General features: G+C 73.0%; 12 protein-coding genes. 7 read left to right on the forward strand and 5 right to left on the reverse strand.

Annotated elements, in window-relative coordinates; translation table 11 throughout:
* Positions 1-70 precede the first annotated feature (70 nt).
* On the reverse strand, positions 71-781 hold the full coding sequence (locus tag ACIO5D_RS19245) for an ABC transporter ATP-binding protein (protein WP_400796524.1): 711 nt from the start codon (positions 779-781) through the stop codon (positions 71-73).
* Between the two features lie 338 nt (positions 782-1119).
* On the opposite strand from ACIO5D_RS19245, the gene ACIO5D_RS19250 reads away from it, so the two are divergent.
* The 4 genes from ACIO5D_RS19250 (at position 1120) to ACIO5D_RS19265 (ending at position 9092) form a co-directional block, all read left to right on the forward strand.
* The gene (locus tag ACIO5D_RS19250; RefSeq protein ID WP_400796526.1) at positions 1120-4386 is read left to right on the forward strand and encodes an ABC transporter permease; all 3267 of its coding nucleotides are present in this window, start codon (positions 1120-1122) and stop codon (positions 4384-4386) included.
* Positions 4383-7286, forward strand: a complete 2904-nt coding sequence (locus ACIO5D_RS19255) for a hypothetical protein (RefSeq protein WP_400796529.1) — start codon at positions 4383-4385, stop codon at positions 7284-7286. Before ACIO5D_RS19250 ends, ACIO5D_RS19255 begins: the two co-directional genes overlap by 4 nt.
* Positions 7287-7386: 100 nt before the next feature.
* Positions 7387-8391 (forward strand): ABC transporter ATP-binding protein, encoded by a 1005-nt coding sequence (locus ACIO5D_RS19260; RefSeq protein ID WP_363612954.1) that lies wholly within the window; start codon positions 7387-7389, stop codon positions 8389-8391.
* 125 nt (positions 8392-8516) lie between these two features.
* Positions 8517-9092: a helix-turn-helix domain-containing protein gene (locus tag ACIO5D_RS19265; RefSeq protein ID WP_400796532.1), complete on the forward strand. Its 576-nt coding sequence runs from the start codon at positions 8517-8519 to the stop codon at positions 9090-9092.
* Positions 9093-9343: 251 nt separating this feature from the next.
* Here the strand turns inward: ACIO5D_RS19265 and ACIO5D_RS19270 are convergent, their stop codons facing one another.
* Positions 9344-9538 carry a hypothetical protein gene (locus ACIO5D_RS19270; protein ID WP_363612950.1) on the reverse strand — a complete coding sequence of 65 codons (195 nt, stop codon included), beginning with the start codon at positions 9536-9538 and terminating at the stop codon, positions 9344-9346.
* Between the two features lie 198 nt (positions 9539-9736).
* Positions 9737-11299, reverse strand: a complete 1563-nt coding sequence (locus ACIO5D_RS19275; RefSeq protein WP_363612948.1) for an AMP-binding protein — start codon at positions 11297-11299, stop codon at positions 9737-9739.
* Positions 11300-11508: 209 nt separating this feature from the next.
* Here ACIO5D_RS19275 and ACIO5D_RS19280 point away from each other — a divergent pair, with 209 nt between their 5' ends.
* From ACIO5D_RS19280 to ACIO5D_RS19290, 3 genes are all read left to right on the forward strand, one after another.
* Positions 11509-12219, forward strand: a complete 711-nt coding sequence (locus tag ACIO5D_RS19280) for an AAA family ATPase (protein WP_400796535.1) — start codon at positions 11509-11511, stop codon at positions 12217-12219.
* Positions 12220-12340: 121 nt separating this feature from the next.
* Entirely contained in the window at positions 12341-13093 is a 753-nt protein-coding gene (locus ACIO5D_RS19285) for a thioesterase II family protein (RefSeq protein ID WP_400652937.1), read from the forward strand.
* A gap of 197 nt (positions 13094-13290) precedes the next feature.
* Positions 13291-15108: a S8 family peptidase gene (locus tag ACIO5D_RS19290; RefSeq protein ID WP_400796538.1), complete on the forward strand. Its 1818-nt coding sequence runs from the start codon at positions 13291-13293 to the stop codon at positions 15106-15108.
* Between the two features lie 114 nt (positions 15109-15222).
* Here ACIO5D_RS19290 and ACIO5D_RS19295 read toward each other — a convergent pair whose 3' ends face one another.
* Together ACIO5D_RS19295 and ACIO5D_RS19300 are read right to left on the reverse strand one after the other, a co-directional pair.
* A complete protein-coding gene (locus ACIO5D_RS19295; RefSeq protein WP_400796541.1) occupies positions 15223-16107 on the reverse strand; it encodes a transposase in 885 nt (294 codons plus the stop codon).
* Between the two features lie 236 nt (positions 16108-16343).
* The gene (locus ACIO5D_RS19300; RefSeq protein WP_400796544.1) at positions 16344-16880 is read right to left on the reverse strand and encodes a GNAT family N-acetyltransferase; all 537 of its coding nucleotides are present in this window, start codon (positions 16878-16880) and stop codon (positions 16344-16346) included.
* Positions 16881-17025: the final 145 nt, after the last annotated feature.

The raw sequence follows: 17025 nt of genomic DNA on the forward strand, positions 1-17025 counted from the left end.
CCGGACCGGACCGGGCCGGGCCGGGCCGCGGCAGCCGAGGCCGCTCGGTGTCTCCGGCGTGGTCACGCGATCAGGAGGCCCCCTCGATGAGTCGGCCGTCGCGGAGCTCGACCACCCGGTCGGCCAGCTCGATCAGGTTCTGGTCGTGGGTCGCGACCAGAACGGTGACGCCCTCGCTGCGGACGACCGCGCGCAGCAGCTGCATGATCGAGCGGCCGGTCTCGGAGTCCAGCTGCCCGGTGGGCTCGTCCGCGATGATCAGGTCCGGTTCGTTGGCGAGCGCGCGGGCGATGGCGACGCGCTGCTGCTGCCCGCCGGACAGCTCGCCCGGGCGCTGGTTGGCGTGGTCCGCGAGGCCGACCAGCGCCAGCAGGGTGTGGGCGCGCTCCTCGCGCTGCGCGGCCGGGATCTTGCACAACCGCATCGGCACCCCGACGTTCTCGGCGGCGGTGAGTACCGGGAGCAGGCCGAAGGACTGGAACACGAACCCGATCCGGTCCCGGCGCAGCGCGAGCCTTCCGTCTTCGTCCAGGCCGGCCATGTCGGTGCCGTCCAGGCTGATGGTGCCGCTGGTCGGGGTGTCCAGCCCGCCGACCAGGTTGAGCAGGGTGGTCTTGCCCGAGCCCGACCGCCCCTTCAGGGCGGTGAGTTCGCCGCGCCCGATGGTGCACGAGACGCCACGCAGCGCGTGCACGGTTCGCTCCCCGGTGCCGAAACTGTGCCAGAGGTCGGTGACGGTCACCATGGGAGCGGTGACGGTGCCGACCGGTTGCTGCGTCATACGGCGGCCCCCTGGATGTGTTCCTCGGCTCTGCGGTCCGAGGTGTGGTGTGAGGTGTGATGCCTGGATGGTTTCAGGCGTATTGCATGATGTGTCCATGGCGTATTGACGGTGTGTCATGCGGGCTGACGTCGTCAATGCCGAGAATTTGCTCACTACTTACATGTTTCGCGCAAGTCCCTTCCGTTCTTGCAGTGAATCTGACAGCATCGTCCGCTATCCGGTGATCAAGCGCCGGTGATCACTGCCTCGGTGCGTGACAGGCATTCATCCCTGGCCGGAATCTGTCCGGAACAGGCAGCCGCGCGGAACCGGGACGAACCAGGGGGAGGAACGGGATGCTCGGCTTTGTCGTGCGCCGTCTGCGCGGGCGACTGTCGTTGGCCGCCGCTGTCCTGGTCACCATGCTGATCACCACGGCGGTGCTCACCGCGCTGGTGGCGTTCAACAGCACGGTCGGCGAAGCGGGCCTGCGCCAGGCGCTGCAAGGGGCCGGCCGCAACAGGGCCAACGTGCTGGTCACCAGCGAACACGGCCTCGACGGGCGGGCCAAGGACGACGAGGCGATCGGCGTCTACGGCGGCAGGCTCTTCGGCGACTTCCCGGTCCACACCGAGAGCCTCACCCGCAGCCGCTCGTACGGACTCCCGAGCAACGGCACCCCCCGGCCGGCCGACACCGCCGGGACGCCGTCGGGCACCGGTGGCCAGCCGGACCTCACCCTGTTCGCCAACCTCGACCACGAGCACGTCCGACTGGTCGCCGGCAGTTGGCCCGCCGCAGGGCAGGGGAATGTCCAGACGGCCGTCCCGCAGACCGCGCTGGCCCGGCTCGGCCTCACCGCCGACGCCCTGCCCGCCGAGGTCCGGCTCGACGACCGCTTCGGCGGCCCGCCGCTCACCGTCCGTGTCACCGGCGTCTACCGCGCCACCGACACCGCCGACCCGTACTGGGGGCTCGATCCTCTGGGCGGGCGTGAGATCCAGGCGGGCGGCTTCACCACCTACGGTCCGCTGCTGGTCGACGACAGCGCCTTCACCGCCGCCGGCGTCGTGCAGGACGGCCGCAGCTGGCTGCTCAGCCCGGACCTCGCCGGCATCAGCGCTTCCGAAGCTGCCGCCCTCCGTGACCGGGCCACTCTCCTCGCCGACCAGTACAAGGGCACCACCGGCCTCCAGATCAAGAGCGAACTACCCACTCTGCTGACTGAATTGGAGTCCAGCGCCCTCGTCGCCCGCTCCACTCTGATGATCGGTGCCCTGCAGCTGAGCGTGCTCGCGGCCGCGGTTCTCCTTCTGGTCGTCCATCTGATGGCAACCCGGCAGGAGAGCGAGAACGCCCTGCTGGCGGCCCGCGGTGCCTCCAGCGTCCGTCTCAGTGTCTTCACCGCCACCGAGTCGCTGCTGCTCGCCCTGCCCGCAGCGCTGCTCGCGCCCCTGTTCGCTCCGCTCCTGCTGCGCGCCCTCGCCAGCTACGGGCCGCTCGCCCGGGTACCCCTCGACACCGGCGTGAGCCCTGCGCTCTGGCCGCTCGCGGCCGCCTGCGCCCTCGCCTGCGTCCTGCTCACCATCACACCCACCCTGTTGCGCGGCGCCGGCCGCGCAGTGCTGCGCCGCGCGGGACGGCGCCAGACGGCCGTCACCAACGCGGTCCGCTCCGGCGCCGACCTCGCGCTGCTCGTCCTGGCGGGCCTCGCCTACCAGCAGCTCAGCCAGTACAGCGGCGGGCTGTCGACGGACGCCTCGGGCCGACTCGGTCTCGACCCCGTCCTGATCGCCGCCCCCACCCTGGCCCTCTGCGCCGGCACCCTGCTGGTACTGCGGCTGCTGCCGTTCGCCGCCCGGCTCGGCAGCCGACTGGCCGCCCGTGGTCGCGGTCTGGCACCAGCCCTGGTCGGCTGGCAGCTGGCCCGCCGCCCCGGCCGGGCCACCGGCCCCGTCCTGTTGCTGGTGCTGTCCGTCTCCACCGGTGTGCTGGCGCTCGGCCAGCACAGCACCTGGTCCGCCTCCCAGCACGACCAGGCCTCCTTCGCCACCGCCGGCGGCCTGCGGATATCCGCCTCGGAGACGGCCCCGATGGGACAGGGCGGCCGTTACGGCTCCCTGCCCGGAGGCGACCGGCTGATACCCGTGACCCGCGAGGAGCGGAGGCTGCCCGACGGCAGCACCGGGCACCTGCTCGCCCTGGACGCCGCCGGGTTCGCCGACCGCGTCCCGGTCCGTTCCGACCTGCTCGGCGGGAAGAGCCGCCAGGAGGTGTTCGCCCCGCTCGCCCAGCCCGCGCCCACCGGGCCACAGGCCGGTCTGCCGCTGCCCGGCCACCCGCTGCGTATCGAGGCCGACATCAACATCAGCCCGAGCAAGCCGTCGGACGAACACCCGCAGCTCTGGGCGCTGATCCGCGACCGCTTCGGCAGCACCTACCGCATCATGCTGTCCGGCGTTCCCGCCGACGGCGACGCCAAGGTCACCGCGGACCTCACCGCGCTCACCGACGCCCCGCTCGGCTCCGCCGCAGCGCCGCTCACCCTGTCCGGCGTGGTCGTCGGGTTTGACGCGCAGTACGGCGGTGCGCTCCACGGCAAGCTGACCGTCCGCCGGATCGCCGTCGCCGACACCGCGCCCGGCCCGGCCACGGTGGTTCCCGTACCGGCCGACCTGACCTGGAGCGCCAGCGCCTTCGTCCAGGACGGCCCTCCCCTCTCCGCCGTCCTGCCCACGGAGACCGGCGGCCAGCAGCTGTTCAAGCTCGAGTACGTGCCGGGCAGCCTGTCCGCCCGCAGCCAGCGCGTCACCGTCGTTCCCGCCGGTGCCCCCGCTCCGGTGGAGGTCCCAGGCGTCGCCACCCACGCCTATCTGGCCGCCGTCGGCTCGGCCGTCGGCGAAACCATCCGCGTTCCCCTCGGCAGCGCCGACCTGCCGGTCAAGATCACCGCCGCGGTCGAGGCGCTGCCCGTGGCGGGCACAACGGCGCTTGCCGTCGACCTCGCCACCGCCGGCCGCTTCCTCGCCGCCGGGGGCAAGGAACTGCCGGGACCCACCGAGTGGTGGCTGCCCGCCACCGGCCCGGACGACCGGACACCTGGCGAGGCCGCCGCCGTGCTGCGGACCACCCCCGGTGCACAGAACCTGCAGCTGCGGGACGAGGTGGCCGACGATCTGCTCAGCGACCCGCTCAGCGCCGCCCCGCAGAGCGCGCTCGCCGCCATCGCCCTGGTCACCGCCGTCCTCGCCTCGATCGGCTACGCCGCCGCCTCGGCCGCCTCCGCCCGCGAGCGCTCCGGCGAGTTCGCGGTGCTGCTCGCCATCGGCACACCCCGGCGGTGGCTGCGACGGACGGCCGCCGCCGAACAGGCCCTGCTGGTGGGACTCGGAAGCGTCGTCGGCCTCGGCCTCGGCGCCCTGATCGTCCAGCTGATCGTCCCGCTCGTGGTGCTCACCCCCGCGGCCCGCAGGCCGGTGCCCGAAGTCCTGGTCGACCTGCCGTTCGGCTGGGCCGTGCTGCTCGCGGGCGCGATCACCGCCGTTCCCCTGTTGTCGGCCTTCGTCAGCGGACGCCGTCGTCGAGACGTGGCCGCCCGGCTGCGGCACGTGGAGGAGATGTGACCAGCCCGGCCGGTACCGGCGCGCCCGCCCCCGCCGACGCCCACCCGAAGACCGACTACCGCCCCGCGCCCTGGGTGCGCACCCGGCTGCGTTCGGCGCCGCTCGCCGCACTGCTCATGGCGGCGCTCGCCTTCGGCACCGTTTTTCTGGCCGTCGCGTTCCCACGAGTGCTCGACCGGGGGAACGACGACGCGCTGCGCGAGTTGCTGCGCAGCCGCGGCCCGGGCTGGACCAGCATGGTCGCCACCTCGAACCACCGTTTCGGCACGGCGGACCTCGACCAGGTGGCGGTGAAGCTGGCCGCCCGCACGGGAAAGACGTTTCACTACGAGTCGAGCGGCCTGGTCTACGGCGTGCGCAGCAACACGACACGCCCGCTGGTCAATCCCGGACTCGCCAAGATCGACGAGGCGGCGACCAAGCTCAACCTGCTCTATCTGAACGGCCTCACCGAGCACGCCACCCTGGCGTCGGGCCGATGGCCCGGCGGGGGCACCGAGACCGGACCGGTCCCGATCGCACTCAGCACCAACGCCGCCGCCACGATCGGCGCCAAGCTCGGCGACATCCTCGAGACCGGCGGCCCCGAGGAACCCCAGGCCGAGGTGGTCGGCCTGTACACCCCCAACGACCTGCACGACCCCTACTGGACCGATCTGTCCTGCGCCGAAGCCGCCTGCCTGTCCACCAAGGGCGGCTGGCAGACCGCCGGTGTCGTCGGCGGTGACGCTCTGTCCCGGATCGAGGTGTGGGGGTACGGAGCGGTGGACTTCTGGCGGATGCCCGTCGACACCGCCGCCCTGCGCGCCGATCTGCTGCCCGAGACCAACGCGGAGGTCGCCTCCTTCCTGGCCGGCCCCACCGGCGTGGGGCTGGCCGTCTACACCGGCCGACAGGACCTGGCCATCAACTCCACGTTGCCCCAGCTGTTCAAGCAGGCCACCGCCCAGCAGGCCGCCGCCGCTCCGGTCGCCGCGATCGGCCCGGCCGGCCTGGCCGGAGTCGCCGCCGTGGTGCTCTGTCTGGCCGCCGCTCTCACCGCCGACCGGCGCGCCGCCGAACTACGGCTGCTCCAGGCCCGCGGCGGATCGCGCGGAGGTGTGCTGCTGCGTCTGCTCGGTGAGGGCGCGGTGGTCCTCCTGCCCGCCGCGGCGGTCGCGACGGCGCTCGCCCTCGTACTGTTTCCCACCCCGCGCTGGACCGGCGCCGTCCTCGCGGGCCTCGCCACCACCCTGCTCGCCCTGCTGAGCTTCCCGGTCCGCGCGTCCGTGCTCTGGTCCGCGCCGCGTGCCCTCGGAGGACGGCGCCGGCTGGTCGCCGAGTCCGCCGTCCTGGCCGTCACCGTCGCGGCCGTGCTGGCGGTCCGGCGACACGGGGTCGCCCCGCCCGGGGAGGGCCTGGACCCGCTGCTGGTCGCCGCTCCGCTGCTGCTCGCCCTGACCGGCGGACTGCTGCTCGCCCGGCTCCAGCCGCTGCTGGTCGGAGCGCTCGCCCGGCTGGCCGGCCGTCGCCCCGGGCTCGTCGGATTCCTCGGTCTGGCCCGCGCCGCCCGTGGCACCGGCGGTCGCACGGGCCCCCCGATGCTGCCGCTGCTCGCGCTGCTGCTCGCGGTCACCACCGCGGGCTTCGGGGCCACCGTGCTGGACACGATCGACAGCGGACGGCTGCGTTCCGCCCGGATCGCCACCGGCGGCGACGCCTCCCTCGCCGTACCGATCGGCGTCAACCTGTCGCCCGGCTTCCTTGCGGCGGCGGCCGCGCTGCCCGGAGTGCGGACGGCCGTGCCCGCCTACACCGAGTCCGAGGGATTCCTCCTCGGTACCGGTGACGGGTCCACCCGGACCACCGTGGTGGTCGTCGAGCCCGAGGCGTACGCCGAGCTGTCCCGCACCGTCGGGCGCGGCGAGTTCGACCCGGCCGTGCTCGCGGGCGGAACCGGCGGCGCCGACTCGCCCGTTCCGGCCCTCTTCAGCACCGAACTCGCGAAGAAGGGCATGGACGGTAACCACCGTCTGCGCCTGCCCAACGGTGGCGAACTCGTCACCACCGCGGCAGGAACGGTCGACGGCACGCCCGCGCTCCCGGGCCTGGGCCGACGGTTCGTCGTGCTGCCGGCCGGACCGGCGGTCGCACGGGTTCCCGAACTCGGCCACCTGAATGTCTGGCTCGCCACGGGCGACGTGGACGAGCGGCAGCTGAAGGGACTGGTGCGCACGCTGGCGGCCTCGATCAAGGAGGGCGCCGCGGCCGCGGCGGACTGGTCCCAGGCGGTGGCGCCTGCCTCGTTGCCCACCTCCGGTTCTGCCAAGCCGTCGGTGCCCGCGTCGTCCGCGCCGGCTCCGGCGTCCACGTCGGCGTCCTCCGCGTCCGCCCCGGCCCCCGCGAGCGCCGACCCCGACGCCGTACCCAACGGCTACCTGGTGAAGACCAGCGCGACCGTGGCCGCCGAACTCGCCGCCGACCCGCTCCAGCGCTCGGCGAGCCGGCTGTTCTGGGTCGCCGTGATCGGCGCCGCCGCCTTCGCCCTCCTCGCCGTGCTGCTGACGCTGCTTCGCGCCGCCCCCGAACGCGTCGCCCTGCTCGCCAGGCTGCGCACCATGGGCCTGCGGCCCCGGCAGGGTCTGGCGTTGATCGTCGCCGAGACACTGCCGCAGACCCTGGTCGCCGCCTTCGGCGGCGGACTGGTCGCCCTGGCCGCGGTCGCCCTGCTCGGGTCGGCGTTCGATCTGTCGGTGCTGATCGGCGCGGACGTCCCGGTCGGCCTGCGGCTCACCGTGATGCCCGTTCTGGTGCAGACACTCGGGCTGGCCGCCCTGGTGTCCGTCGGCGTACTGGCCGAGGCGTTCGTCTCCGGCCGGCGCCAGATCACCACCGAACTGCGGGCGGGGGACCAGCGGTGACCACCACCCCGGAGACGCCATACCCGGACGGTACGGGAATCAGCTCGCGGCAACCGCGACCAGGAGCGCGCCCAGGCGCAGCGGTGACAGGAGACCAGTGGTGAACAGCGCCCCCCAGACCCGGCCGGACGGCCAGACCCCCACCTTTCAGGAGCTCCAGGACCAGGCACGCGCCGCCGCGGCACCGAAGGCGTACGGCGCGGGCGCGGCCATCGTCTGCGACCGTCTGGTCCGTATCTTCAGCGCCGAGGGAATCGAGGTGCAGGCGCTCCAGGGGCTGGAGCTGACCATCCGGCAGGGCGACCTGGTGGCTCTGGTCGGTGCCTCCGGCAGCGGCAAGTCGACCCTGCTCACCATTCTGGCCGGGCTCGACGTCCCGACCGCCGGCAGCGCGGCCGTGGCCGGCTGCGAGCTGCTGGACATGTCCCCCCGTGAACGCCTGCGCTACCGCCGTGAGGTGGTCGGCTTCATCTGGCAGCAGACCGCCCGCAACCTGATGCCCTTCCTCACCGCCGCCGAGAACGTCGCGCTGCCGATGCAGCTGCGCGGCCGCCGGGGCGGGCCGGGCGGGGCGAAGCAGCAGGCCGCCCGGGTGGCGGAGCTGCTGGAGGCGCTGGAGATCGGCCAGCTCGCCCACCGCCGCCCCGCCGAGCTCTCCGGCGGACAGCAGCAGCGGGTCGCCATCGCCGTGGCGATGGCCAACAACCCGCCCGTCCTGCTCGCCGACGAGCCGACCGGCGAGCTCGACTCGGAGACCGCGGCCACCATCTTCGAGGCGTTCCGCACCGTCAACCGTGAACTCGGCACCACCGTCGTCATCGTCACCCACGACCCGATGGTGGCGGGTGAGGTGCGTCGCACGGTCGCCATCCGGGACGGCCGGACCAGCAGCGAGGTGCTGCGCCGCACCATCACCGACGAACACGGCGAGGAGTCGATCAACGAGCGCGAGTACGTGATGCTGGACCGCACCGGCCGGGTGCAGCTGCCGGTCAAGTTCCTGGAGGCGCTCGGCATGGAGCACCGGGTCGCCGTCGATCTGGCCGCCGACCACATCGCCGTCAGCCCGGACGACCTGGCCGGCCACGGAGCGGACGGGCCCTGAGACGGGCAGCCGCCGGTACGGGCGTGCGGCACTGATGCGGCGGGCGGCTGGCGGACGGCCCTGGGCATCCTCGGGGCGGGTGGCGATGGGATGCTGAGGCCGACGTTCCGGGTGAGAGGTGCCGCATGAGCAGCCGAGTGAGGGTGCTGAGGAAGCAGAACCGGCTCAGCCTGGAGGCGCTGGCGGCGCGGGTCGGGGTGACCAAGAGCTACCTCTCCAAGGTGGAGCGCGGTCTCAGCGACCCGTCGATCTCGACCGCGCTGAAGCTCGCGCACGCGTTGAACGTCGATGTCAGCCGGCTGTTCTCGGACGAGGTGGAGCCCGAGCTGGTCACCGTGGTCCGGGCCGGCGAACGGACACCGATGGCGGACGGGGCCGGCCCCGGCGCCCCGCGCTACGAGGGCATCGCGACCGGCCTCAGCGGCAAGCGGATGGTGCCGTTCATGATGTACCCGCCGATCGAGCCGGCCGACTCGCCGTTCAAGTCCCATGCGGGTGAGGAGTTCTTCTTCGTCCATGCCGGGACGGCCGAGCTGGGGTTCCCCGAACGGACCGTCCGGCTCGGCCCGGGCGACAGCGTCTACTTCAACTCGGCGCTCCCGCACCGCTGCCGGAGCACCGGCGCCGAGCCGGCCGCGATCCTGGTGGTGATCCACGACGATCCGGCCGGCCCGGCGGACCGGGTGCCGACGCTGCCCTGACCACCCGTCAGCGTGCGGTCGTCGGCAGCAGGCCGGCCTTGATTGTGGCGGGGGTCCCGCCGCGAACCGGGCGCGTCGTGCGTAGTAGCCGAAGGAGGCCTGGCCGCGCTTGGGCGTGGAGATCCCTCCTTCGTGCGGGAACGCCGGGGAGCGGTGCGCCGCAGGGCGTGCGGCGTCGCCGGTGCCGCACGCCGAAGCACGTGAGGAGACGTTGTCTACTTCAGGACACCTTGTGTTCTTGCGTCGAGCCGTCAACTACCGTCGCCCGTACGCTGGATCAGTCCGCTGTGCTCGGCCTCCTCCCGGAAGTCGTCCCGGGGCGCGCCCCGGTCGCCGCGGTCACGGCGGTCGCCCCTCGCCGCGGCGGTGCAGAGGGCGAAGACGAGCAGGGCGCCGGCCGCCACGGCGAGGATGCCGAGCGCGGTCAGGACGCGAAGCCAGGTCACGGAGGGCGCCTCCTGGGGGCGGTGCAAGGGAGCGTCGCCGGGAATATCGGCAGACCGGCCCGCACGGTCGAGTGTCCACGGACGGCTCCGCGGAACGCCCGCCGCACGGGGGAGCGCGCACGCGGGCGGGCGAAGCGCCAGAGGCGCGCGAAGCCTCACCGCGCGCCCCTGAGGTGCCCGCCGGCGGCCGCCGGTTCTCTAGGGCTTGTCGCCCGCCGTCGCCGCGCCTCCGACCTGCGCCCGCAACGCCGCGAGGTCCGGCTTCCCGGTCTCGCTCAACGGAATGCCCGGCAGGACCAGGATCGTCGACGGATCACAGAGCGGCCCGCTGCGTTCGAGCACCCACCGGTGCAACTCGGCCGCCGTGACCGTCGCCCCGGGCTCCGTGGTCACGGCCGCGTGCACCCGCTCCAGCCGGTCCCGGCCGGTGGTGGAGAACATCACCGCCTGGCGCACCCGAGGGTGCGCCAGCAGCGGCTGCTCGACATCCCGGGGAAACACGTTGTGCGCGTCCACGACCGCCATCGCCTCCCGTCGACCGGTCACCGTCAGATACCCGGCCGCGTCCAGGAAGCCCAGGTCGCCGGTGTGCAGCCAGCCGTTTCGCAGCACCCGCGCCGTCAGCTCCGGATTGCGCCAGTACCCCGACATCGCCGTCGGAGTCCGTGCGCAGATCTCCCCGGTCCGGCCGGGCGGCAGCGGCCGGCCCTCCTCGTCCAGGATCCGTACCTCGGTGTCCGGGAAGGGGCGTCCGGCGGTGGTCAGCAGCCCCGGGGCGAGATGTTCGTCCGGCGTGAGCCGGGTGACCGGCCCGCACTCCGTCAGGCTGTACGTCTGGTGCAGCACCCGCCCGATCCGGCGGGTCGCCTCCGCCAGCCGTTCCGGCGACGGCAGGCAGCCGGTGTACGTGACCCGGCGCAGACTGCCGAGGTCGGTCCGGCCCAGCCCGGGGTGGTCCAGCACCTGGTAGAGCAGATGCGGCGGCAGGTACGCCCGCGACACCCGGTACCGCTCGACCGCCGCCAGTACCGCCCCCGCCGCGAACCCGTCCTGCAGCACCACCGAGCCGCCCGCCGCCAGCGCCAGATCCGCCGTGGTGCCGCCCCCGTGGCAGAGCGCCGTGCAGAGCAGGAAGGCGGACGCGGCCACCAGCGGCGGCCGGGGCGGACGGGCGAAGTGGCGCAGCACGCCCTTCGGCCGCCCGGTCGAACCGCCGGTGAACCGCACCGCCATGACGTCGCCCGGCCGGTATCCGGGCGCCAGCGGCGCCGGCGAGAGCGGCGCCGCCAGCCCCAGCAGATCCTCCCCGAGCGGGGTCGGGCCCAGCGCCAGCAGGACCGCCCCGGGCAGCGCCCCGGCGATCCGGCCCGCCGCCGCGCCGAACCGGTCCGGGTCGAAGACCAGCGCGGCCGTCTGCGCCTCCTCGGCCATCGCGACCTGGTCCGCCACCGGGCGGTCCGTGTACAGCATCGCCACCCGGCAGCCGATCTGGTTCGCCGCCAGCCGCACCAGCACCGCTTCCGGCCGGTTCCCGGACAGGACCGTCACCCCGTCACCGGGCCCGAGGCCGACGGCGAGCAGCGCCCGCGCCGTCCGGTACACGTCGTCCAGACACTCCTGCGCCGTCAGTGCCCGCTCCCCGTACCGGATCGCCACCCGCCCCGGATCCCGCGCCAGTCCCTCCAGCACCATTCCGGTGAGCGTCGCCGCCCCGGATCCCGCGCCCGCGTCCGGCCCGGCCGTTCCCAGCGTCCCCGTCACGTCACGCCCTCCACCGATCCCGATACGCCATGCCGACTCCGGCTCCCGCACCGATGCCGACGCCATTGCCCGAACGCCAAATTCTGACGGTCCATCACATCGGCGCCCACCCTAGGGCACTCGGTGGCGGGGTCCGGACCGGCTGCTCCCCGGTCCGGCGGCAGTTGTTATCGTTCCGGGTCGGGCACGGACGGGGATGAGTGAGCACAATGGACAGGCCGACCACGCGGGGCGGGCAGACCGCGGTACGCCAGGGCGCGCAGGCGCGGGGCGCGGAACAGGGGGCGCAGGCCGGGATGGAGCCGCGAGGCCTGGTCGACCTGCGGGGCGCTGCCGGGGCGCCGTTCACCGCCCACTACCCGGCGGACGCCGTCGTGGTCATCTCGGGCCTCCCCGGCAGCGGCAAGAGCACCCTGCTGCACCGTTGGTCCGCCCAGGCTCCCGGGGCGGCCACCGTCGACCCGCGCGCCGTCCACGAGGCCTGTGAGGCGGTGATGCCCGCCCGCCTGCCGTACGCGGTCTACCGGCCGTGGGCCCGCCTGGAGCACTTCCGCCTGCTGCGCGCCACCGTCCGGCGGGGCGGGCCGCTGCTGGTCCACGACTGCGGCAGCCGCGCGTGGATGCGCCGCTGGCTCTCCCGTACGGCCGCCCGGCAGGGGCGGACGCTGCACCTCGTCCTGCTCGACGTCGGCGCCGAGACCGCCCTCGCCGGCCAGCGGGAGCGCGGTCGCTGGGCCTCGCGCCGGGCCTTCGCCCGCCATCGCCGAGGGCTCGACCGCCTCCTGGCGGCGTTCACCCGGCACGCTCGCGGCGCCGCCCCCGCACCCGCGCCGGAGGCCGTCTCCGTCCTCCTGCTCGACCGCGTCTCCCGCGAACGTGCCGCCGCCATCCGGTTCGGCCCGGCCCCGCAGGACGGGTGAGGCGGCGTCGGCCCACCGGGTGGGCCCGGTCGACGCCCGTGACGGGCCGGGGTTCCGTACGGGGGAGACTGGGGCAGGAGTGACACGCGAAGCTGATCCGCACGCAGAGAGGTTGTCCCGCATGCCCGGCAGCATCACCACCGAGAGCCCCTGGTTCCGCCGCTTCCATCCTGTCGACACCGCGCCCGCCCGGCTCGTCTGCTTTCCGCACGCGGGCGGGTCGGCGAGCTACTTCCTCGACTACTCCGCCGCGCTCTCGCCGTACGCCGATGTGCTCGCCGTCCAGTACCCCGGCCGGCAGAACCGGTTCGGCGAGCCGGGGATCGACTCGGTGGACGTCCTGGCGGAGCGGGTGTACGAGGCACTGCTGCCCTGGGCGGACCGGCCGCTGACGTTCTTCGGGCACAGCATGGGCGCGGCCGTCGCCTTCGAGGTCGCCCGCTGCTTCGCCCGGGACGGTGCGCCGGGACCGGTGCGGCTCGTCGTCTCCGGCGGTCGTGCGCCCTCCCGGCCCCGGGACTCGGCCGTCCACCAACTGCCGGACGCCGAACTGCTCGCGGAGCTGGCCAGGCTGGGTGGCACCGACGAACGGGTGCTGGCCGACCCGGAGTTGCGTCTGATCATCCTGCCGTCGCTGCGCAGCGACTACACCGCCATCGAGACGTACCGGTGCGCGCCGGACGCCGTGGTGTCGCAGCCGATCACCGCCCTGGTCGGGGACGCGGATCCGCGGGCCACCCTCGACGAGGTCCGTGACTGGGCCCGGCACACCACCGCCGCCTTCGACCTGAAGGTCTTCCCCGGCGGTCACTTCTACCTGGCCGACCAGCGGCCCGCCGTGCTGGACGTGCTGGCCGCCCACCTCGGCGGCTGACCGGGTCTCGGGGAGGGCGGGGAGCCGGGGGCCGGCGCCGGGGCCGGCCGGGGTGGTCGGCCCCGGCCGACATCGAAAGTTGACACGTTTGTGACAAGCGGTCGCGCGTAAAGCCTTCCCCAAGTGTGCCGCTTTCTGGCATGTTGCGTTCAACTCCGTGCGTACCCCCTCGCGCACGGGTTGATCGGAGGACGCACATGTCACCCCTGATATCCCGGCGGCTCGGCCGACCGGTCGCCGCGCTCGCCTTCCTCACCGCCGTGGCGCTGGCCGCTCCCGGGTCGCTCGCCACCGCCGCCCCCACAACTCCCGGCGGTTCCAAGGGCGCTGTCGTCGCCTCCGCGGTCACCGCTCCGGGCGCCGCCGCCGGCTGGGTGGCGGGGACCCGGGCCTACCTGGTCATCGGCGCGCCGGGCGACACCACCGCCGCCAAGGCCGCGGTCACCGCCAACGGCGGCACGGTCTTCGCGAGTTACGACGCGATCGGCGTGGTCGTCGCCCACTCGGCGTCCGCCTCGTTCGCCGTCACCCTGCGCGGTGTCGCCGGCATCCAGCAGGTCGGAGCGACCCGGACCTCCGACGTTCCGGCGGACGCCTACAACCCGGCGCTGCCCGCCAACCCCGCGCAGGCGACGACCACGCTCACCGAGTCCAACCGCTGGGACATGACCCAGATCAAGGCCGACCGGGCGTGGGCCGTGACGACCGGTTCGCCCACCGTCAAGGTCGGGGTGCTGGACACCGGCGTGGACGACCAGCACCAGGACCTCGCGCCGAACTTCGACGCGGCCGACTCGGTGTCCTGCGCGTACGGGAAGCCGGACACCCGTACCGGGGCCTGGCGGGACGTCGACACCCACGGCACACACGTCGCGGGCACCATAGCGGCGGCGAAGAACGGCAAGGGCGTCGTCGGCGTCGCACCGGGCGTGAAGATCGCGTCGGTGCGGATAGCCGAACCGAGCAGCACCCTGTTCTTCGCCGAGAACACCGTCTGCGGCTTCGTCTGGGCCGGTGACCACGGCTTCAAGGTGACCAACAACAGCTACTACACCGACCCGTGGGCCTTCAACTGCCCGAACGACCCCGACCAGGCGGCCATCATCGAGGGCGTCAGGCGCGCCCAGGAGTACGCCGAGGGCAAGGGCTCGCTGCAGGTCGCGGCGGCCGGGAACTCCAACTACGACCTCGCCAACAAGACCACCGACACCACGAGCCCCAACGACTCGGCCCCGGTCACCCGGACCATCACCAACGCCTGCCTGGACATCCCGACCGAACTCCCGGGCGTGGTGACCGTCGCCGCGATGGGCAGCGGCAGCGTCAAGGCCTCCTACTCGAACTACGGCAAGGGCGTCATCGACATCGCGGCACCCGGCGGGGACGGTGCCAACGGCGTCTACTCCACGCTGCCCGGCGGCCGTTACGGGACCAAGAGCGGCACCTCGATGGCGTCACCGCACGTCACCGGCGTCGCCGCGCTGATCGCGAGCACCAACCCGGCCCTCACCCCGGCCGACATCCGGGCCCGCCTCGCCGCCCAGGCCGCCGATGTGGCCTGCCCGGTCTCCGACAGCCGTTGCACCGGCACCACCGCGAACAACGCGTTCTTCGGCGAGGGCCAGGTGGACGCGTTGAAGGCGGTCGGCGGCAGTACTCCGACGCCCGGCGCCTACTTCGAGAACCTGAACGACGTCGCGATCGGCGACAACACCACGGTGGAGAGCCCGATCACGGTGTCGGGCGTCAGCGGCAACGCCCCCGCGGCCCTCAAGGTCGGCGTGGACATCAAGCACACCTACCGCGGCGACCTGGTGATCTCCCTGGTCGCCCCCAACGGCACCGTCTACCTCCTGGAGGACTTCCCGAACGGCGACAGCGCCGCCAACGTCGCCAGGACGTACACCGTGAACGCCTCCGCGAGCATGGCGGCCGGCATCTGGAAGCTGCGGGTGCGCGACGGCGCCTCGGGTGACGCCGGCACGATCGACGCCTGGAACCTCACCTTCTGGTAGTGCTTTGTCAGGTGGTGTCGTAGGTCTGCCATGGGATGGGTTGTCGGCATGTGGGGCAGGTGCCGGTCCAGGTGGCGATGAGGTGTTGGAGGAGGTCCAGGGCCTGGTAGAAGGTCAGGCCCTGGCCAGGGCTTTGGGGAGGGCCCGCTGTTCGGTGAGGAACAGGTGGGCGGCGCTGACGAGGGTGACGTGGCGGTGCCGGCCGATGCAGGAGCGGCCTTTGAAGTGGTCCAGGCCCAGGCGGGTCTTCAGCTCGCGGTAGTCGTGTTCGGTCCGCCAGCGTGACTTCGCCAGCCGGACCAGGTCCTTGGCGGGGATGTCGGCGGGCAGGTTCGAGATCCAGTACCTGACCGGCTCCGCCTCGTTCTCCGGCCACTGCGCGATCAGCCAGGTGAGGGGGATCGTGCCGTCGTGGGCCGGCCTGGGGCGCCGCCCGGCGAGCCGGATGCGCAGGAGGACGAAGTGCGAGCTCATCGCGGCTTTGGAGCCCTTGCGCCAGGTCACGCTCCGCCCGGCCCGGCGTCCGGCGGCCGGAACGTGCTCGCGCGGGGAGACCGGGCGGGAGCGGTGGCGTGGCAGTGGCCGCGGACCGAGGCCTCCGTAGGGCGGCCGGTACGGTTCGGCGTCCTCGCTGTGGGCGGTCATCTCGCCCTTGGCCTGCAGCACGTAGGCCAGGAAGCGGTCCTCCGGGCCGTGACGGAAGTCGGCGTTGGCGCCGTAGGCGGTGTCCGCGACCAGCACGGCGGGCCGCAGCCCCGTGCCCGCGAGCTCGTCGAGCATGTCCAGCGCCAGACGCCATTGGGAGCCGCTGATCGGGTGGCCTGGTGGGCGTGGGCGGAGTGTCCGTAGGGACTGGGGTGGGGGCGTCGGTAGCTTGTGATCGCAGGCTCGGGTCGCCTCCCTGACAAGTCGCGGCCAGGGCCTCGCTCCTGGACGCGCCGGAGGGCTGGTGTCCGCGTACTCGTTGAAGTGCTCAGCCGGGTACGGATAAACGTGCACAGCGTCGTGCGGATCGGCGATGAGGCGAGCGGATGCAGAACCGACGCTTCAACCGACCGCGATCCGACCACCGGACTCAGCGAGACCCATAAGAACAGTCCGGCGGCCGCCGTGATGTTCCGTTCCCGGCGCCCCGGCATCGAGCGTGTGCCGCATCCGCTTCTGCCGACTGTATGGGGACACTGCCGCCTGCCAGCACTGCACTGAGCCGTCCGCAAGGCCAAACATCGGGTGTGTCAGAGCCGTCTCGTGGTGAACAGGGTGGTTCCGTGCGCCGCGTCCACTTCCTTCCGCTCGGTCTCGGTGAACCCGACCTTGGCCAGAACACGGCGAGAAGCGGTGTTCCAGTCCCAGACCGTGGCCCACAGACGTTCGTATCCAGACGATCTCGCCCATTCCAGAACCGCCAACGAGGCCTCGGTCGCGTATCCCTGACACCAAACTCGGCGTAGCAGCTCGAATGCCAGTTCCGGTTCCCCTGTCGATCCTCGCCCGCTGTCTACCAGCCCGCAGTAGCCGATGACGTCATGAGAGGCCTTCCGCTCGACCGCCAGCAACCCGATCGACCACAGCTGGTTGGTGCGGATCGAATCCTCGAGCTCCGCGACCGTGGGATGTCCGTCTGCGTCGATTCGGCGGTGCGGCGGCACTCGTGGATCACGTTCGGTCCACAGCTCACGCTGGACAACAGCCTCGGCTACCCGCCAGGGCCTGAGCAGCAGGCGACTCGTCTCAAGTACAACCTCGCTGTCCGGAGTCGCGCCATCTGTCATGACAGTAACCATCTCACGGGCGAACGCGCTGTCGTGCCACGGGGTGCGGGGTCGGTCCTGCCGATCGTGGACGCTCGATATGCGGGACAACCGAGATCAATCCCTGAGCGTCGTCTTGGACTTGTGCACGTTCACCAGCACGTGG

Source organism: Kitasatospora sp. NPDC087315 (assembly GCF_044744345.1).
GTDB lineage: Bacteria > Actinomycetota > Actinomycetes > Streptomycetales > Streptomycetaceae > Kitasatospora.